13 protein-coding genes are annotated in these 20,569 nt (G+C 48.7%); 1 reads left to right on the top strand and 12 read right to left on the bottom strand.

From position 1 onward, the window contains the following. Positions 1-143 precede the first annotated feature (143 nt). The 3 genes from DWY93_RS02630 to DWY93_RS02620 all read right to left on the bottom strand — a co-directional run bounded on the left by DWY93_RS02630 (position 144) and on the right by DWY93_RS02620 (position 5,275). Entirely contained in the window at positions 144-1,796 is a 1,653-nt protein-coding gene (locus DWY93_RS02630) for an ABC transporter ATP-binding protein (protein WP_117469426.1), read from the bottom strand. A 1-nt stretch (position 1,797) separates the two neighbouring features. Further along, positions 1,798-3,615, bottom strand: a complete 1,818-nt coding sequence (locus DWY93_RS02625) for an iron ABC transporter permease (RefSeq protein ID WP_117469425.1) — start codon at positions 3,613-3,615, stop codon at positions 1,798-1,800. Between the two features lie 238 nt (positions 3,616-3,853). Further along, positions 3,854-5,275, bottom strand: a complete 1,422-nt coding sequence (locus tag DWY93_RS02620) for a hypothetical protein (RefSeq protein WP_117469424.1) — start codon at positions 5,273-5,275, stop codon at positions 3,854-3,856. A 581-nt stretch (positions 5,276-5,856) separates the two neighbouring features. Between DWY93_RS02620 and DWY93_RS02615 the strand changes: the two genes are divergently transcribed. Continuing rightward, positions 5,857-6,732 carry a phosphoribosylaminoimidazolesuccinocarboxamide synthase gene (locus DWY93_RS02615; protein WP_117469423.1) on the top strand — a complete coding sequence of 292 codons (876 nt, stop codon included), beginning with the start codon at positions 5,857-5,859 and terminating at the stop codon, positions 6,730-6,732. 157 nt (positions 6,733-6,889) lie between these two features. Here DWY93_RS02615 and DWY93_RS02610 read toward each other — a convergent pair whose 3' ends face one another. The 9 genes from DWY93_RS02610 to DWY93_RS02570 all read right to left on the bottom strand — a co-directional run bounded on the left by DWY93_RS02610 (position 6,890) and on the right by DWY93_RS02570 (position 20,564). Next, a complete protein-coding gene (locus tag DWY93_RS02610; RefSeq protein ID WP_117469422.1) occupies positions 6,890-7,981 on the bottom strand; it encodes a M20/M25/M40 family metallo-hydrolase in 1,092 nt (363 codons plus the stop codon). Between the two features lie 82 nt (positions 7,982-8,063). Next, positions 8,064-8,912: a response regulator gene (locus DWY93_RS02605; RefSeq protein ID WP_117469421.1), complete on the bottom strand. Its 849-nt coding sequence runs from the start codon at positions 8,910-8,912 to the stop codon at positions 8,064-8,066. Between the two features lie 40 nt (positions 8,913-8,952). Further along, positions 8,953-10,680 carry a sensor histidine kinase gene (locus tag DWY93_RS02600; protein WP_117469420.1) on the bottom strand — a complete coding sequence of 576 codons (1,728 nt, stop codon included), beginning with the start codon at positions 10,678-10,680 and terminating at the stop codon, positions 8,953-8,955. Next, on the bottom strand, positions 10,677-11,711 hold the full coding sequence (locus DWY93_RS02595; protein WP_117469419.1) for an ABC transporter substrate-binding protein: 1,035 nt from the start codon (positions 11,709-11,711) through the stop codon (positions 10,677-10,679). Before DWY93_RS02595 ends, DWY93_RS02600 begins: the two co-directional genes overlap by 4 nt. Before the next feature lie 322 nt (positions 11,712-12,033). After that, positions 12,034-14,679 carry a hypothetical protein gene (locus DWY93_RS02590; RefSeq protein ID WP_117469418.1) on the bottom strand — a complete coding sequence of 882 codons (2,646 nt, stop codon included), beginning with the start codon at positions 14,677-14,679 and terminating at the stop codon, positions 12,034-12,036. 524 nt (positions 14,680-15,203) lie between these two features. After that, positions 15,204-16,355, bottom strand: coding sequence for a (R)-2-hydroxyglutaryl-CoA dehydratase subunit beta (hgdB, locus tag DWY93_RS02585; protein ID WP_021904088.1), 1,152 nt, complete (start codon positions 16,353-16,355; stop codon positions 15,204-15,206). Positions 16,356-16,358: 3 nt separating this feature from the next. Then, on the bottom strand, positions 16,359-17,801 hold the full coding sequence (hgdA, locus tag DWY93_RS02580) for a (R)-2-hydroxyglutaryl-CoA dehydratase subunit alpha (RefSeq protein ID WP_117469417.1): 1,443 nt from the start codon (positions 17,799-17,801) through the stop codon (positions 16,359-16,361). A 78-nt stretch (positions 17,802-17,879) separates the two neighbouring features. Continuing rightward, on the bottom strand, positions 17,880-18,671 hold the full coding sequence (gene hgdC / locus DWY93_RS02575) for a (R)-2-hydroxyglutaryl-CoA dehydratase activase HgdC (protein ID WP_021904090.1): 792 nt from the start codon (positions 18,669-18,671) through the stop codon (positions 17,880-17,882). 123 nt (positions 18,672-18,794) lie between these two features. Continuing rightward, the gene (locus tag DWY93_RS02570; RefSeq protein WP_117469416.1) at positions 18,795-20,564 is read right to left on the bottom strand and encodes a carboxyl transferase domain-containing protein; all 1,770 of its coding nucleotides are present in this window, start codon (positions 20,562-20,564) and stop codon (positions 18,795-18,797) included. Between the last annotated feature and the right edge of the window lie 5 nt (positions 20,565-20,569).

The raw sequence follows: 20,569 nt of genomic DNA, 5'->3' as shown, positions 1-20,569 counted from the left end.
GTTACACGCAAAAATCCATTCCAGATCAGCTGCGCTGATGCGATTTTTGCCCTCCAGCCTATGTTTTCTTACGGTCAGCGCAGCAAGTGCGCAGACCTACTGAACAGTTACCTTTTATCCTAACTTTTATCCTTTACTGCTTCTCAGCCTTTCACCGCAAGACTACCAGCTGTGATCGCCTTTCCAGACTTTCTGTCAAACAGAAGAATGTCCGTTCCCGCGATATCAACACCTGTCTCTTCGCCAAGTTTAAAAGTAACACCGCCGAAGATAACGCCTGTCAGCAGGTACTTTCCGATCCTGAGCTTCACGGTTGATTCCATGCCGGTCGGCATCGCACCGTAGATCGTGGATGCGATGGATCCGTCCTTTGAGAGTTTCAGCGCCTCCGGACGGATCGCCAGGACGAAGTCCTCGTTGGTGATCTCCGGCTCTTCCTCCACCGCATAGTCAGACTCGTCAACCTTCGCGATATGGTACTTAAATACCTCGTCCTTGTTGCTCTTCTCAACGGCCTTCTTATCCTTTAGCATCTCAATCCTCTGAGCTTCCAGATCAGCCGCGTCTTTATCCCTCTTTGCGAACCATGCCGCCATATCGATAGGCTCGTTCGGTCGGAATGTCGCTTCGAGATCATCCAGAATCTTAAATCTGAAACTTCCATCAGCCTGTTCTTTTCCCTTCGCCTCCACAAAGTTGATGGACGGATTTCCGACGAAGTCCGCTACGAAAAGGTTTGCCGGCCTGTTATATACATCAAGCGGGGCATCATACTGCTGAAGCACACCATTGTTGATCAGACAGATCTTTGTCGCCAGTGTCATGGCCTCCATCTGGTCATGGGTGACATACACAAAGGTACTTCCCGTCTCAACATGAAGTCTCTGCAGCTCATATCTCATCTCGAGACGGAGCTTCGCATCAAGGTTTGACAGCGGCTCATCCATGAAGAGAACTGCCGGTTCCGGTGCCAAGGTTCTCGCGATGGCAACACGCTGCTGCTGACCGCCGGAGAGCTCTGCCGGGTAACGGTTCATGAACATGCCGATCTTGACGATCCTGGAAACTCTGCGGACGGATTTATCGATCTCTTCCTTCGTGAGTTTTCTGTCTTCTGTCAGAACTTTTCCTCCGGATACGATGGCACATTCCTCATTTAAGGACTGCCCCTTTGACTCATAGGACTTCTTGATTCCGTCAAGCTTCTTTATCAGCTCCTCCGCCTTCGCCTTTGCGGCTGTGTCCGGATCTGCCGCGTCCTGAATCCCGTATCCGTAGAGGATCTTCGCGGTATAAATAGAGAGGATGAATGCGTCGATAAATTTCAGATAGACTTTATCCGTGTCGAGCTTACCTCTCTTATCGCGGCACTCTTCCACTAACTCTTTGATCTTCTTTCCGCTCTTCAGCGCCCGGATCAGCTCCCCCGTCGTCATGGCATCAAAATCGTATTTCGGAAGTTCTTCCTTGATATTGCTTAAACCAAAAGAAATATTCTGGTAAACGGTCATGTTCGGCCACAGCGCGTAGTTCTGGAACAGGAATCCGACCTTACGCTTATTGGCCGGAATGTTGATTCCCGCCTCACTGTCAAACACAACCTTATCTCCGATCTTGATCTGACCAGTCGTCGGTGTCTCGAGCCCCGCGATCATGCGGAGGATCGTTGTTTTTCCGCATCCGGACGGTCCGAGCAGTGTGATGAAGGAGTTATCCGCGATGTCGAGGTCCAGATGATCGACTCCGAAGAATTTTCCCCAGCGTTTTGTTATATTTCTCAATGTGATTTCCGGCATATTAATTTCCTCCTATTCCATCGTCAAGGCTTGCACCTGTCAGCTTATTGACTAACGTATTGAAGATCAGGATGGTAACGATCAGGATCAGGTTGATCGCGCTCGAAAACGCGTACAGACCCATTTCATCGAAATAGTCCAGCGTCGTCGAGAGGATGAAGCCCTGCGTACATAAGAGCAGGAACAGTGACAGTTCACGGAGACATGTCATAAACGGAAGCATGTATCCACTGATGATCGCGGATTTCTGGATCGGGATAATGATCCGGAACATTCTCTTCGTCCATGGAATGTCCTGTATGATCGCCGCTTCCTCGATCTCATTGCTGATCTGCAGCATGGAGTTTAACGCACTCCGGCTCGCAAACGGAATGTACTTGATCGTACCTGCGATGATCAGCAGCGTATATGTATTGAAGAGGTTGATCTTCTCGTTGGAGAACAGGATGAAGAATGCAGCACCGACAGCGATGGAGGGCATCAGATACGGAAGGAAGGCCACGCCGTTTACATAGCTTGCCCAGCGGCTTCTGCGGTTCTTCGCAACCGCGTATCCGATCAGGGTACCGATGGTACCTGCGATCAGCGCACAGCAGACAGCAACTAAAAGTGTACCGGCAAACGCGTGCCAGATCGTACTGTTATAGAGGATACCGTGCTGTCCGTACATACCGTTCTCGGTGATATTCTCTTTCGTGATCCACCATTTCGTGGTCAGGTTGCTTAAGTCTTTCGTGTAGAGGAAGCTATAGTCGCCCGGGTTCGGGAGGAACGTCTCAAGGGCGAAGGAAAAGATCGGGAAGATACTTGTGAAGAAGGTCAGAATGATCATCACAACTGCAATCGCGTATTTTCCGACTTTTCCAAGGTTCATCTTCGATAACTGACCGGATTTGCCGGTGACGGTCGTATAGTTCTTCCGGCTCTTTAAGCTCACCTGATTCATCGTGAGGATCGCCACACCGAAGATCATCATGATGATGGCTAAAATACTCGCCTCACCGGTGTACTTGGAGTTTAAGGAAATGTACTTCGTGGAAAGGGTGGTAAGTCCAAGATAATGCGGTACCGGGTAGCTTCCCATGGCGCTTCCGAATACGAGAAGGATCGTCGAGAGGATCGCCGGTTTTACCATCGGAAGCGTAATGCGAAACATCGTCTTCCATTTCGGTGTATCGAGGATCGTTGCCGCTTCTTCCAGATTTGCGTCCATATTCCGGAAAATTCCGCCGATCAGGATGTAAGCGAATGGCGCGTAGTGAAGTCCCAGAACCACAGAGCTCGGGAATAATCCCAGACACCACCATTTCGGCATGCAGATGCCGGTAAGGGATGCAAGGAGTCCGTTGGATGTACCAACGACTGCGTTGCTGTTAAATACGTTCTGCCATACAACCGCTAACGTCCACTGCGGCATGATGTACGGGAAAATAAAGATGGAGCTTAAATACTTTTTGAATTTCAGGTTCGTTCTTGTTACCAGAAACGCAAAGGTTCCGCCGTAGAGGATAGAGATCGTACAGGTAAAGACTGCTAAGAGGATCGTATTCCACAACGGCTTCCAGAGGTTTGTCTTCGCCAGACGGCTTGTAAAGAGGTCCACATAGTTGATCAGCGTGTAACCGGACGCCTTTCCGGCGAGATGGGCGTCAATGGTTCCCGGATGGATCGTGATCGTATCTTTTACGATGGCGATGATCGGCGCAACAGTGGAGAACGTCAGTACGATGCCGAACAGGAGAAGGATGATGTTCTGCGGTTTTGAAAAATATGTTTTTACACGATTGTATCTGTTCACAGAATTGTCCGCTCCTTTCATTTAAAACATGGATGCCGTTTTTCTCTCACGGCAGATGCCATATGTAACATGAGGGCGCCGCACACATGTACGGCACCCTCGAACTATCTTGTTTCATGCAACTGTTCAATAGGTCTGCGCATTCACTGCGCGGACCGTAAGAACGCGTCGCGCAGTAGGCAAAAATCCCATTGACGAAGTCAATTTGGAATGGATTTTTGCATGTAACTGTGAAGGCACTGAGCAGTTACAGGTTCATTTACTTTGCAGAGTCGCTGTACTTCGTGAGAAGCTCGATCCAGCTGCCGACTGTAAAGGAAACAGATGCACAGTAGTCCGGATCTTCCAGAACTAATTCGCCGTCTGTTGTCCACCAGTCATATCCACGGTCGTCCTTGCACGGGAACTGGTCTTCGCCGGCCTCGTTGTAGCCGCCCTTGCTGTGCTGGTAAGTTTCCTCGATCGCTGCTGCAACTTCCGGGTTAGCGGAGTAGCCGCCCATATCTTTGCCCCATGCGGAGAAGCCGTCCTCTGTACATGTCATGTACTGGATGAATGCGCATGCGGTCCACGGAAGCGGGCTGTTGTTTGTAACGAAGAGATAATGGCAGTAACCGTAACCACCGATGCCTTTGTAGCCATCCTGATAAGCGGCAACCTTAATGTTATTTAAGGAAACGCCTGCGGACTCTTCTACGGAACGAAGTTTGGAATAAACTAATAATCCGGCCTGGTCTGTTGCGGAATCCGTTACAAGTGTGTTGCAGATCGGGCCATCGTCTGTCTGCTCATTGTAGTTCTCAACCCAGAGCTTGATCCATGCGAGGGCATATGCGCCGTTCTCGCCAAGTCCAAGATCCTCAGCATCTGTTGCCATCTCGTCGATAACCGGTTTGAAGTATGCCTTCTTTGTGTCATCGAGAGCATCGTAAGCATCCTTTAACCATCCGGCATACTTATCTTCTGTCAGCATATATAAGAAGTTCTTTCCAACGATCTCGGAATCGATATCCATGTATAACGGATGAACGCCCTCTGCTACGAAATCCCAGCAGTTCTTATATTCAGCGCTTCCTGTGCTGTTATACATAAATACTTTATTTAATGTCTGTAACGGAAGGAATCCTTTATATGCGTCCGGTGTTGTTCCGTTTGCCTCTGCCCACTCTTTCGGGATGTAGGTCTTTAAGATTCCCGGCTGAACCATCTTTGACTCGATCTGGTTGCCATCCTGGATCAGGGTCATCGCGAAGGTTCCTTCTGTCTTTAAGGAGTCTGCGGTCAGCTGCTCAAAGATCTTATTGTTCTTCGGCTGCTGCCACTCATATTCCATTTTGTAGGATGGATCGATGGACTGCAGGTATTCGATGAATAACGGCAGTGCGCTCTTTCCGCGGCTGGAGTTACCAACACCATAGAAGGTCTTTCCGTTGGACTCTTCGATGGCTTTCTTCGCCAACTCTTCCATGGACATTCCTTCTGCTTCCTTGATGATCTTTTCAACATCAGAAAGATTGGTATCGTCTGTGGACGCAGCCTCTGTTGCCGCCTCGCTTGCCGCCGCTGTGGTCTCACCGCCGGCTGCTGCTGTCGTAGCTGTCGTTCCGCCACCGCCGCATCCCGCGAGGGACATCGCTGCCATGGAAACTGCAAGTGCCAATGACAAAGTACGTTTTCTCATAAAACTTTTCCTCCTTCATTTACTGGGTCATCTTGTTTCTCTCACGACTCATTTTATACTTTTATTATACCGGCGCGCAGAAATTTTTAACAGTGGACAAAACTGCGATAGTTTGTGGAATCCTGTGAATCTGTATAATTTTATTCCATATTTCTGATATTTTTGTGCATTTTCGACATATATTTTTCTGTGGCAGAATTGGAAGCACCGGCATATTGCTGTATATTCATTTGAGCATCATTCGTCCGCACACATTTTTCCCCATCATGCTGATCTGCAGGATCCCGTCAGTTCCGGACACCGGAGTTCAAAGTCGTCCATGTCTTTCTTATAACTGGTCGCGTACTTATTGGTATAGCTTATTTATAAATATTAGCACAACTTTTATATATTTTATCAAAAGCCTGTAAAATTCTTTATGCGATCCTATTTCCAAAACATTTATTTTTTCTTATGTAAATATTGTGCAAATTGAACATTGACAGAAACCGCCATTTAATGGTAACTTTACTGTAAGTTCGCTCAGCGTTTTTATGATACGACAAACGCTGCATAAGAAAATATAATGAAGAGGTGTAGACATGCAGGAATTAAAACCGATCAAAGAAGGAAAAGTACGTGAGATCTACGACAATGGTGACAGCCTTATCATGGTTGCTACCGACCGTATCAGCTGTTTTGACGTGATCCTTCACAATGAGGTTACCTCCAAAGGTGCTGTTCTGACCCAGATGTCCAAATTCTGGTTTGACCTGACAAAAGATATTGTTCCGAACCATATGATCTCCGTCGACACAAAGGATATGCCGGAGTTCTTCCAGCAGAAAAAATTTGAGGGCAAAACCATGATGTGCCGCAAATTACATATGCTCCCGATCGAGTGCATCGTCCGCGGTTATATCACGGGAAGCGGCTGGGCAAGCTACAAGGAAAACGGTACCGTCTGCGGAATCCGTCTTCCGGAAGGTTTAAAGGAATCCGACAAGCTCCCGGAGCCGATCTACACCCCGTCCACAAAAGCTGAGATCGGTGACCACGACGAGAATATCTCCTTCGAGCAGAGCATTGATCATCTCGAGAAATATTTCCCGGGAAAGGGCCGTGAATATGCAGAGCTCCTTCGCGACACAACGATCGCTTTATATAAGAAATGTGCAGAATATGCACTTACCAGAGGCATCATCATTGCTGATACAAAATTCGAATTCGGTCTCGATGACGAGGGCAATCTCGTGATCGGCGACGAGATGCTCACACCGGACAGCTCCCGCTTCTGGCCGGCAAAAGGCTATGAGCCGGGCCACGGTCAGCCGTCCTTCGACAAACAGTTCGCCCGCGACTGGCTCACTTCCCATCCGGGCAACGACTGGACACTTCCGCAGGAGATCGTCGATAAGACCATCGCGAAATATCTGGAAGCATATGAGATGATCACCGGGAAAAAATTAGAGGCATAACCCCCACAAACCTCCGCCTCTGAGTTTTTCCATTTAGTTCCTCATTTTTACGGAAAAAGCGTCCGGAATCCATTCCTATGGATCCGGACGCTTTTTTCTGTTGTTCTTTCTTCACCTGCCTGAGGGACACTGCCGTTTTCGGGTCCCTGTGATCTTCTTATTTTAAAATATCCTGTCTGCAGATATGGCGGATCTTTTCCGCGTCAAGTCCCCGGATCACTTCCACAGCAAGATCTGCTGCCGCTTCAAGGTCGGACTTCGCGCAGAAATTATAATGGGTATGAACATACCGGCTCGGGACGCCGAGAACCAGAACCGGAACTGCCTTTGCTGTCAGGCTGATCTTTCCCGCGTTCGTGCTTCCGCCGCGGCGGACTGTCTCCTGAAATGGAATTCCGAATTTCTTCGCAAGCTCCTCCGCATACTCAATAAACACCGGATTCGAAATATAGCTCTTATCCATCCTGCGAATCTGGACACCGCCCCGCATGTGCCCCTGGGTCTGGGCAGCACTGAAATAAAAATCATCCGACGGGGATCCCTCAAAAACAATCGCCAGGTCCGGACGGACAATCTGGGATGTAACTGTGGCACCTCTTGTTCCAACTTCCTCCTGAGCCGCAAACGCTCCGGTCACCCGTACCGCCAGCTGATCCTTCTCCCCGCACAGACGGGTCATGGTGTCGATAATGCATGCACATCCTGCACGGTTGTCAAACGCTTTTCCAAAGCAGAGGTCACGTTCCTCATCGTAGGAAAATGAAACTTCCGGGACTGCCGGATCTCCGATGGAAATGCCGAATACTTCTGTCACTTCTTTCCTGCTCACCGCGCCGACATCCACGATCAGCGTCTCAATACTCAACGACTGGGAGGCCCGCTCTGCCTCATTCATAAAATGAATCGGCTTGGACGAAATAATTCCCCGTACAAGCTTCCCGCTTCTGGTCCGGATCATCACTGTGTGAGCCGGAAGGTTCGTAAGGATCACGCCGCCGAGCATGAGGATCTCCAGGCTTCCGTTTTCTCTGATGCTCTGTACCATAAATCCACACTCATCCGTATGGGCATCCAGCATCACGACCGGTTTCTCCGGATCCTCACCGGGCATACGCGCATAAAGGTTATTCATCGCGTCATTTTCCAGCTCCAGACCTTTGCAGTACTTCGCAACCGTGCGGATTACATCCTCCTCAAATCCGCTCGGTCCAAACGCATCGCAGATCTCCCCAAACATCTTTACATTCATACTGATTCCTCCTATATTTTCATTTTAATTCTTACCTTTTTCCATTGATGGCCTCCAACGGCTTGTTTTTTCAGGATCCAGATTATTTTTCCTGTATCTCCGATGGAGCAACACCCGCAATTTTTTTAAATGTGTTAGAAAAATACGCAATATCTTTATATCCGACTTTTTCTGCCACTTCGTACACCTTGTTCCGGTGGTCCGAAAGCAATTCCACTGCCTTTTTCATCCGGTACCGCGTGAGCCACCCCATCACCGTATATCCCGTCTCTTTCTTGAAACAGTGGCTCAGGTGGCCTTCGCTGATCCCCACCGCACCTGCAATCTTCGCCACATTGATCGCACTTTCCCCGTAATGAGATGCCATGTAAAGCACCGCGTCCCGGACATATCCGGTAAGGCCCGCGGTATTTTCATCGAATGGCAGACAGAGCCGGATCACCGCGGCATTGATCTCTGGTCCGTCACCTTCCAAATCGTCCGGATATTGCCCCTTTACCGGTGCCTTATCCGGGACAGATCTGCTCAGACCGGTATCTCTTTGCTTCCCCCGATCTGTCTCGATCCGCTCTTTTGCCCTGAGGATCGCGCTCTCCAGCTCCCCGTCCTCGAACGGCTTTAGCAGATAATCAAATGCATAAAGCTTCAACGCCTCTCTGGCGTAGGAAAACTCGCTGTACGCGGTCAGAAAGATCACCTGTACCGGATTTTTCTCTTCCCGAAGCTTCTTTAACATCTCAAGACCGTTCATCTTAGGCATCCGGATATCACAGATCATCAGCTCCGGATTCTTTTCATGGACCAGCTCCAGCGCGTCCAACCCGTTTTCCGCCTCACCGACGACCTCGCAACCCAGCGAGGCCCAGTCCGTCTCACCGACAATGCCCATCCGGACGAACCGCTCATCATCTACAACGATCACCTTGAGCATAACAGCTCCCCCCTTCCCTTTTTCCATTCCCCATCGGTCATCAGGATCTGTTCTCCATACTGGGCGCAGGCTGTCCGGAGCCATTCACCGGTATTCTTATCGTTACCTTTGTTCCGCCTGCAGCCAGCCGCTCTGCCCTGAGACCGTAGTCTTTTCCATAATGAAGCCGGATGATCGTATCCACATTGTAAAAGCCGATGTGGCCATTCTTCTGTTCCTTGTCCCGGTTTCCGAGCCGTCGGATCACTTCATCGCTGATCCCGCATCCGTCATCTGAAACCTCGATCACAAGCTCCTTCCTTTCCAGATATGCCCTGACAAAAATATGCCCCCCATCCGCATCCGCCAGCCCATGGATCACCGCATTTTCCACAATGGGCTGAACGATGAGCTTTGGAACCAGGATCTCCTCCGTCTCAGGAGCGATCTCATAGCGGAAATCAAACTTTCCGTTAAACCGGATCTTCTGGATCTTTGCATAACTTTCCACCAGTGTCATCTCTTCCTGCAGCGTGATAAACTGGGCGCTTGAAATACTGGTCCTTAAGATCTTCGCAAGCTTTGCCGCCAGCGTCGCGATCTCCGGAATATGGTTCGCCTTCGCCACCCACTTCATCGTATCAAGGGTATTGTAGAGAAAATGCGGATTTAGCTGGGACTGCATCATGGCGATCTGGGTCTCGTTCAGCTCCTTTTCGCGCCGAACCCGCTCCTCCATGTAGGAGGAGATCCTCTTTGTCATGATATTAAAATTTTCCGCCAGTTCCCCAAACTCGTCCTGACGTTCCATGTCCACATGGGTATCCAGATTTCCCTCCTGAACCTCATCCATGGCATCATGAAGTACATGGATCGGCTTGGAAAGAAAGGAGCTGATCCCGATCGCGACACCAACACTTAAAAGAAAGCTTCCCGCGGCCATGAAAAGAAGAACTGTATACATGGATCTCGTGGTATCACTTGTAAAAACATGGGGACGGATCAGAACGCTGTAAAGCCCTGTATCCCCTAACTTTGAGACGTAGATACTGTTGTTGTTCCAAATCTCCGTCAGAGGTTCCCCCTGTAAAAAACGGTTTCTCAGAACATCTCCGACCGTCTCCCCCGATGCCGTGCCTACGCTGTACACAGTCTCCAGAAATCCATTGAGGATACAGATTCCGTCCTGACCGCTGTATGTACCGGAGAGCGCCTTCGCGAAATGCTCCGCCGTCATTGTGGCCACAAAATATCCGGAACATTCCTCTGAATTTCCGGTCACCGCTCTGGCAAACCGCAGGACCTCATCACCGCCAATCTCCAGATCACTCCGGATGATCAGGTCATTCGGATGGGCATGGGCCTCTCTCAGGATCCCCCAGTATACCGGCAGCGTCTGTCCGTAGGTACGGTTTCCTGTAGAATACAGGCAGGATCCGCCCGCATTGTAGAGATGAAATCCCGCCATCTCACGACATGCAGCGGTCGCCCCGTACAGACTGCGATACACTTCATTCTTCTTTCCAAAGCTTTCTTTTTTCAGCGCCTCGGCGACCAGCGGATCCGTACACAGTTCCTCCGCTGCGTCATGGTAAGCGTCAAACAGCGTCATCAGCTGCTGCTCTACCGCACCGGCAAGCTCCATATCCTTTTTCTCAAAATCTCTTCCGACCTTCACATTAAACATCTGAATCAGAAACACACAGCACACGATCAGTGGAAGAACAGACACAGCGAGAAAACTCACAAGAAGCTCACGCCGGAAAGATCTCTGGATAAAGTTCTTCATGATCCACCTCCGTTTCCTGCCATGAGCGCCGCCCATCTTTCCAAAATGGATTTCTGGTTTTTTACTGCCCATCCAAGATCGAAGTCCATGATCGATCCCTCTTCCTTCTGATCCGGGGTAATATCATCGCGGACCGTCCGTCTGTAAAGCTTCTCGACAGCCAGTCTCTGGACATCAGGACTCACGATAAAATCCACAAAAAGCTTCGCGTTTTCTTCATGCTCTGTCCCCCTGATCACCGCGCATCCGTCTGCCACCGCGCTGGTTCCCTCCCGTGGATAGACGATCGAGATCGCCGCGCCGCGGTCGATATACTTTTTCGCAGTTTCCTCCAAAGTCAGACCAACCAGATATGTTCCCTCTGACACCTCATCGAGCACGGCGCCAGATCCTGCCGCCATCCGGCGGCCGAGCACTCTGGCAAACTGTTCCAGGACCTCGTTTTCACGCATCGGCAGGACCTGGATCATCGTCTCCAACATCGTGCAGCTGCTGCCGGATCTTCCCGGATCCGCAAAGGACACCTTTCCGTCCCAGTTCCCGTCAAACAGATCCTCAAATCCCCGCGGGGCGGAAGCCGCGTCCACCAGCTTATTGTTGTAGATCAGAACAATGGGAAGCTCCGTAAACGGAGTCCAGACATGATCCTCAGTCCGGTATATACTCTCGATATGATCGCTCTGGGTGCTCTCGTATGACACGAAGCAGTCCTTAAAGACCTCATAGCTCTCCACACCTCCGCCGAACATCACGTCACAGGATCCCTTTTCCCCCTCTTCCCGGATCCGCTCCAGAAGCTCCGTTGTTCCTCCGGGAACCACTTCTACCCAGATTCCGGTCCGCTCCTCAAACTCCTTTATGATCGGCGCATAGACCTCCTGCTTGTGGGAAGTATACACCGTAAGCCTCTTCTCCTCACTCACCTTCTCCGGTCCCTGTCCGCTGCTCTCCCCTGCGCCACAGCCCGCCGCACTCATCGCCGCAACTGCAATTCCAAGGAATACCGCCCATACGTTTCTCTTTCCCTTCACTCCCCGAAATCCCCCTTTTGATTCCGATCCTGACTCTATCTGTAGATTTTTAGTAACTGTTCAGTAGGTCTGCGCACTTGCTGCGCTGACCGTAAGAAAACATAGGCTGGAGGGCAAAAATCCCATCAGCGAAGCTGATCTGGAATGGATTTTTGCGTGTAACTATGAGGGTACTGAATAGTTACGATTTTTATTATTCTATCTCTTATTTCGCAGCTCTTTCTAATCTATTCTAACACATTTCCCATAAAGATACCACTAAAAAAGATCCGCCACAAGAGTTTCCCCTTATAACGGACCTTTCCAAACATGATTAATTTTTTTACTGGAGCCACGCACCATCTGCACCGACCTTATAGCCGTCCGGTGTCGTCGCGTTCTTTACAAGAGATCCCTGTGGACCACCTGTCAGTTTATTAAAGTAGTACCAGATGCTGTCGATCTGATGCCATCCTGTAAGCATCTGACCTCTCGTACCGTCAGAAACCGGATTCAGATAGTACGTATAACCGCCATCCTCTCTCCATCCAGTTACCATATAGCCGCTCTCATTAAAATAGTACCAGCTGTTCACGCCATTCCACCCCAGCTCGATCCACTGACTCTTCGGCCAGGAACCGTCTGCTCTGCGATACCACCAGCCCTTTGCGTCCTGAACCCACTGGCCGGAAGCATCGGTCTTCTTTCTTCTATATGTGGTGCTCTGAGTGCCGGAATCGTCCGAGTCATCGGAGCTGCTATTGCTGCTGTTACCATCATTATTTCCATTACCTGGCTTATTCGGAGTTACCGTAGTTGTAGAATCGTCCGGTGTATTAATGATATTGTTATTACTTCTTGTTGCCTGTAACTCAAATGTACTGAAAGAATTTGTACGGATTTTCGCAGTTTTCATATCAACAGAAAGCTCCAGGGAAAGTCCATTCTTTGACTGACCATCCTTTACAATATCTTTTGTTCCATCTTCTCCAGTATGAACCAGCTTATACGTATATCCATATTTGGAATACATTCTCTGAACATCTTCCGGAAGCTCGATTTCCATAATAACCGGGCTCTTTAACTGTGTAGGATTTTCATCCTCTCCAGCATAAAGCTTTGCGTCAAATTTCATGAGCGCATTGCTTGCTGTCTGGGCAATCCGGAGCGTAACAGAATCTGCTTCATGTTCCGAATTTACACCTGCTGCCGCAAGTAATCCTTTTGCAGAAACTTCACCAAGCTTTTCCGTTTCTTCGAATTCTTCGGTTTCATCCTTTTCTACACCAGTCGTTACACCTTCATAAACTGCATTTAACGCTTCATCAGCCTTAACAATTACATCATCATGTAATGTATTTTTCTGATCTGTTGTTAAATTATTCATTCCACTGACAAGCTGATCAGCAAAATTTGTCTTCTCCCCCTCATCTGCTGCATCATTGTTAACAACCAGTTCAAGTCCATCAGTAAACGTCTTTACCGTTTCAGCACTATATGGTGCTGCAATCTCTACAATTATAACACCTGTAACTTTTCCATGGTCAATCGTGTATTCATTCATACCGACCTTCCATGATCCTGTATAGTCAGTTCTCTTATAACCTTTTGCATTAACCAGCCATAAGCCCATATCATCATCGATTTTGGTTCCCGCAATTCCATTCGTTACAAGAGCACCTGTTTTATCACAGTAAACCTTCTGTCTGCCACGTTCTACCCATTCACCACATGCAAGAATATTCCCTGTCCAGTTACCTTCATCATCATAAGAATCCTTATAGTAATATAACTTTCCATCTCTTTCAACCCAGGAATCACTATACTTGATGATTCTCTGACTATCCGGTATCATTTTAATCTGAACAGTCTTATATGTTTTATTACCATTCTTCAATACCGGCATAACTGTAAATGCTGATTTTCCTTTTGCAACAGCAGACAAGCTCCGAGCATCATTTTTGTCAATCGTTTTATTATTGGCATCTACATACTCGCCAGTATGTCTATAACCAACTATCTTGTTATCATAAGTCCTTTGTTCGAACAGTTTCATAACATCCGAAATCTTTGTCTTGGATGCATCAAAATATTTTTTCTGTTTTATGTTCGCGTCTGGATCTGCATCTGGGTTGGAAACATCTTCTCCCACTTCACCAAGAAGTTGCATTTCACCATCTTCTTCATACTCCGCTAATGCAACTTCCGCTGTCGCCATTTTTCCAACCCAGACATTCACATATCTCCTACGTGTATGTCCATTATCTTTTTTACTTGAATACAAAATCGGAATTTTATAACGTCCCAGTGGTAAAATTTCTTTAGAACATATTCCCGTAGATGTTATCTCAAAATTATCCTGGTACCATTGTATATCATCACGTTTATTTGTTGAGTCAATTCTAAGATCCGGTACATCAATTACAGATACTGTCTTAGATCCAAGGCGTGCAATGAGATCAACATTAACAACTGAAGGACTATCATAATATGTCTGCTTCGCGGACACGATATATCCTCTATCTTCATCTGGAATTGCATCCCAATCATCACCAATTCCCTGCGCATCAACCTCCGCAACATAATCGGCATCAATTGTACAATTTCCCTGTACCTCCCAGTCCACATGAATGTTTCCTATTCCATCCTCGCTCGGCGTAACAGTGTCTTTTCCATTTTGTACAATATGTACTGTTTTCGGATATGAATCAACTGTTGACTCCAATTCTTCCGAATAATAACCTATAGACCAAGCCTCAATCTGCAGTTCTGATCCTCTTGGAATCTGAACTTTTTCACCAATAGGCAGATATTCCATTTCCCGGTCCATCTCCTCTGGATATTCACAAAGGACTTCAATTGCACCACCCCTACAATTCTTCACTTCCACAGTGACCATATCCGACTTATCCTGGCTCGCCATCGCTGCCGTTGACAGAGCCACCGCCATACCCGCTGCCAGAAGCAGACACTTCTTCCACTTTCTCATATCGTTTCCTCCACTTTTCCTAACGGACCTCAAATTCCGTCATATAAAATCAGTATACCACCTAATTTCCCCAAAGTATACCGAATTCGCCACATTTCCGCCACAAACGCCAAACATTCTCTCTTTCCCCCTCGCTCCCTCCATCCATCCCCCAGCGCAGGACCGTCTCCGGACACGGGTGCCTGATTCCAGAGGCATGGCTTCCTCTTGGCTCCCGGGAGAATGCGTTGGAGAACAGGGGACACTTGTTTGAGCCGCAGGCGAGTTGTGTCCCCTGCTCTCCGCCCTTAGCATTCTTCCGGGAGCTTAGAGGAACCGTCTCTGGAATCCACCAGTACCCGGGGCCGGAGACGGTCCTGCGCGTACCCGGAGCCATTATGAAGCACCATCTTCCCACAACAAAAAAACCGCCGCACCTCCACGATCTTCCCGAAAGGAAATCATGTTCGGTACGGCGGTTTTTCGCCTGACTCCGCGTGAACACTAAGAAACAGGAACGCCTGCCCCTATTTATTATGAATTATTTACTTTCTCATCTCAAGAACATCCGCAAATGCCTCGATAGCAGTTGCAGCCTGTCCGAAGTCTCTCATCTGCTGGTCAACACCAAGCTTGATGTGCGGGATACCTGCGTTGTCGAGAGCTTTCTTGAGGTACGGATACTCCATCTCCTCCGGATCGCAGAACTGCTGCATGAAGAGTACAAGACCCTGAGCGCCGCTCTTCTTAACCATGTCAGCTACGAACTCGCCGCGGCGGTTCTTGGAAGACTGCGGATCATAAAGAAGGATATCGTAATCCATGTTTGCAAACTGTTTTGCAAGAGCTCTAAGAGCATCCTGCTCGTCCTCCGGAACATCTGTACGGAAGGAACGGCTCTCATGAGCAACATCATCAGCTGCGATCGCGATGTTGTTGTTCTCGAAGATTTCAAGAAGCTTCGGGTTGTCTACGATGATACCGGATGTAACAACCTTTGTTCCCTTCCAGTCACATACCGGAAGAGCTGCGAGCTCTTTGTTTAACTCTTCAAGTTTTGCAGTGTATTCCGGTTTCTCCATGAAGAAGAATGCCTTTAATACTGCGGAACGCTTTGTAGGAGTTACAACGTCGCAGTGCTCGTTAGCGAGTTTTACGAACTCACGGCGGGCTGCACGGCTCTTGTTGTAAACCTTAATTGCGTCAAGGATCGCATCGTTGGTGATCTCGTGGCCACATACTTCCTCGAGATCAGCCTTAACGTTTGCGTACTCCTCCTCACAGAACTTAAGTCCGAACTCTTCGAAACGGTTCTGCGGATGAGCAAGGAAGATAACTTTCATCTTGTCGCCCATAGCAACACGGAAGTTCTGGCTCATCGGACGTAATGTATCACAGATTGTTGGTGTGATGATTCCGTCTAACTGATCCATTGTTCCGTCAAGGAGCATCTCAAGTGCGAGCTGAGCGATTGTGCAGTAGAATGTTGCACAGTACTCTTTTGCACGGCTGATCGTCTTGTTGTTGGAGCCCCAGATTCCCATCGGAACCATGCCTGCAGCATATACAAGCTCTTCCGGAGCGTAGTACGGGAGAACGCCGATGACCTTCTTGCCCTGTGCTTTATATTCAGCAAGCTGCTGTTTCGGAGTTGCAGCTTTTACCTTAAATTCGTCTAATAATGCGTTGATACTCATGGTCTATTTAGCCTCCTTTGCCTGGATGTTTGCTTCCATAGCCTCAACAAGACCCTGTACTCTAGTCTCGTACTGAGCGGCATTGAAGTTACGCGGGTCAGCCTGGTCACCATCGAATCCTGCGCACGGAATACCAAGATCCTTTGTGAAGCGGCGCTGCATCTCTGCCATGTAACCGGACCACGGCTTACAGCTTCTGTTGTAGTGAACGAGAACGCCATCTACCTTGTTGTCACGGCAGATGCCTTCACGCCATGCAACACCCTGCTCGATACATACAGAGTTCGGTGCTTTGTAGTAAGCACGTGCCATCTCATCCAGACCATTATATACGAAACCGAATGCCGGTGCGTATACAACTGCTGTTACGTTGACGCCGTTAGCCTTTAACGGTTTGAACAGTGCCGGAAGCTTCGGCCAGCACGGAATACCCTCGAACATTACACGGTATTTCTCCGGGAACGGAGTTGTTGTCTCGCCCTTAGCGATCGTCTCGTCAAGGTCTTTTGCTAACTGCTCAAATGCCGCAGCAGCCTCAACTCTTGCACGTGCGGTTACAACGTCAGCCATATGGTTGAACAGGTCGAAACCACTGTACGGAGCCGGTTTATACTGTAAGTAATCACAGACTTTTAACCATGCCTTTGCTGTACGGTTTGCGTTCTCACATGCATGCTCGAACTTCTTCTCGTCGAACTTCTTGCCTGTGAGTTCCTCTAACTGTTTGATTGCCTTATCAAACTGTCCACGAACATAGCGAACATTCTGATCAGCAACTTCTACAGTGTTGTTGTACGGGATATCGATCATGATAAGCGGAACATTGCACATACGGGCGATGTTCTCATACCACTTTGTCATACAGTTACAGATGTTGTTGCAGCAGAGAACGAAATCCGGCTGCGGGATCTGCATCTGACGGATCGGGGAGATCGCTGCAATACGGCGCTCTTTATCCGGTCCATCCGGAAGCTTTTCAAGCTCAAGAAGGTTTACAAGCTCAAGATACGGAGTCTGAGTCTTCGGATCTTTCTTCGGCTTGCCAGTTGCCTCATCGATCACTACGTTTCCGTCTGCGTCCTTTAACGGCTTACCTGTGCTCGGATCGATGATGTATTCACCTGTCTCCGGGTCAAACTTACGAGCAACACGGACACCAGCTGCATATGCAAGGCTGATACGTGCATAACCGCAGATATCGTTATCGTAACCCATATCCTCAGCTGCCTGGCACATAAGCTCACCGTAACGGTTTGCTGCGATACCAGCTGCCTGGTTCTCCGGGTACATAACGTTTAAATCAAATGCTGCTGCGAGCTCGCACGGGAATTTGGAAGAAGACCAACCAACTAACTCGCCTCTCTTTTTGGCTTCGCGCGCGTCTTTATGAACGTCATCTACGACTTTACGCAGCGCAAGAACACCAGGGCTAACCTGCTTTGCCATAATAAATATCCTCCATTTCTTATCAAACATGGCTGCTTATGTTATTTACAGCCATAGATCTGCATAAACTAATAATGATTATGCGCGGCGGCTTGCTGCCTGATATGCATATAAAGCTGCACCAAGCGCACCGTTATACTGTGTCAGAGGAGATCTGTGGATCTCACAACCAAGCTCATTCTGAAGAGCCTTGACTACACCCTCGTTCTGAGCAACTCCGCCAGTCATAACGAGTGCCGGAACAACTCCGATCCTATGGGCGAGTCCAGTGACACGGTGAGCCACGGAGCGGTGGATACCCGCGATAATATCGCACTTATCGGTTCCCATCGACAGCTGGCTGATAACCTCACTCTCCGCAAACACGGTACATGTGGAGCTGATCTCCACTCTCTTCTTGGACAGGGAATCAAGATGTCCCAGATCCTGGACCTTAACCTCAAGAACGCCTGCCATAACATCCAGAAATCTTCCGGTTCCGGCAGCGCACTTATCGTTCATCTGGAAATTGGTCATTGCACCGTTATCAATATGAAGGACCTTAACGTCCTGACCGCCGATATCAATGACGGTATGAACGTCAGGGAACAGGAAGTAAGCTCCCCTTGCGTGGCAGGATAACTCACTCATCTGTTTGTCTGCAAAATTCATTAAGGAATTACGGCCATAACCTGTTGCCAGGGTAAAAGCCACATCCTCTTTTTTCATGCCTGCGTTTTCCAGCACTGCGTCGATCGCGCGCTGGGGGCCGCTGGTACCTGCACCTACATCGATCAGGGATTTCGCTACGATCTCCTGGCCATCCTTAAGCATAATGCATTTGGAAGCCGTGGATCCAACGTCAATTCCCAGGGTGTAAATTGCACTCATAATAACCTCCGGGTATACTGAAAATGTAAAATGAAACTGGCTTTGTTATACCAGTATATCCAGGCCAGAGAAAGACTCCCCCGGCCTGGATACATATCATTTTACTCTATCCTTCAGTCAAAATCAAGCCTTGTGAGCGTCATTCCACTCGCGAATTGCACGCGGTGTTACCATCTGGTGCATCGGGCAGATAGACTTCGGATTCTGGTAAGCAGCCTCTGTAAATGCCTGAATGTACGGACGGATATCTGTCATGTCAACGATCTCATCTACCATACCAACCTTAGCGCAGTATGCCGGACGGGACTTATCATGATACAGCTGGATCATATCGTTCATCTTCTTGATGATCGGAGCAAGATCCTCTCCTGCCTTGCTTGCCTTAACAAGCTTTCTGGAGTACATAGCGTTTGCAGCGGTTTCACCCGGCATTACATAGTACTCACATGCAGCTGTACCAAGGGAGTATACGTTTGTATTGTTACCCTGCGGTCCACCAAGTACATAGTGAGCAGCAGCGCTTGCTTTACGAAGAGTAATTTCGAGAGACGGAAGCTTGGAGTTCTCGATGGAGTAGATCAGGGACTGACCTAAACCAAGTAATTCAGCCTTCTCTGCTTCGTCGCCTACATCGATACCTGTTGTATCCTGTAACCAGATCAGCGGAATACGGTCACGGGCACATAAGGTTACGAACTCGTTCATCTTGATGAGACCCTGACGGTACAGCTTTCCGCCGATACCAACGGAGTTCTGCTTGTACTCCGGATAATTCATAAGAAGACCCTGAGTATTCGCGATCACACCAACTAAAAGTCCGTTAACCTTTGCAAGACCTGTTACCATCTCCGGACCATAGCCCTTCTTGTACTCATATAACTGAGAACCATCGAAGAGACGGCCGATTACGTCGTAAATGTCATACGGACGTTTTCCGTTCATCGGGATGATGCTGTAAAGATCTTCTGCCGGAAGACACGGTCTCTGTGGATCATCAACACGGAAGAACTCGAGGTTGTATGCCGGAAGGTAGCTGATGTACTTCTTGATGCCCTCGATTACGCCGTAGTCGTTCTCGTAAACCTCACGGAAGAATCCTGTCTCGTCATAGTGGATCGGAACGGAGCCCGGAGCCGGAACGTGCTTCTTGCTGTTCTCGATCTGGGCAGCAACGATCTGCTCAGCAGCTTCCTCGTCGATATATCCCTTCGGGTTCATACCGGAAAGAATACCAGCACCGCCGACTGCCATGTTAGCCTGGCTGTGTGCGATCAGGATTGTCGGGGAAATGCTGTGGTATCCGCCGCCGGCCGGGTTTGTACCGTAGATGCCTACGATTACCGGAATGCCTAACTGGTTTAACTCAGCGTTACGGAAGAACGGAGTACCGCCGCCGCGTCTGTTCGGGTAAACCTGATCCTGATACGGGAAGTCTACGCCTGCGCAGTTTAATAAGTAGATTAACGGAAGATTTAACATCTTAGCAGCATCGGAGCAGCGGATCAGGTTCTCTGCCTGTCCCGGTTCCCATGTACCAGCCATCTTCTTGTTATCAGAAGCGATGATGTAAACCCATTTGCCGTTTACACATCCGAGACCGTTGATGATGTTTGTGGAACCCATCTTATTGTCGTTCGGGTTGAAAAGGCTGTTTAACGGGCAGAAGGTTCCTTCATCTACAAGAGCATTGATACGCTGCATTGCGGATAACTGACCACGCTCGTTTAACTTCTCTTCTGTTGTGATACCAGCAGCAAGGATCTCAGTAACTTTGTCGTGGATCTGCTTCTCGATCTCTTTGATCTCTGTCTCGTTTTCCGCATTCGGATTAACTAATGCCTTACCAACGGTAGGCATGTTCTGGAAATATTTCGGCATGGAAAAGTAGCCCATGTTCT

The organism is Clostridium sp. AF28-12 (assembly GCF_003435225.1).
Taxonomy (GTDB): domain Bacteria; phylum Bacillota; class Clostridia; order Lachnospirales; family Lachnospiraceae; genus Pilosibacter; species Pilosibacter fragilis.
The sequence above is the reverse complement of the archived record's forward strand: the minus strand, read 5'-3'. Positions and strand labels throughout refer to the sequence as shown.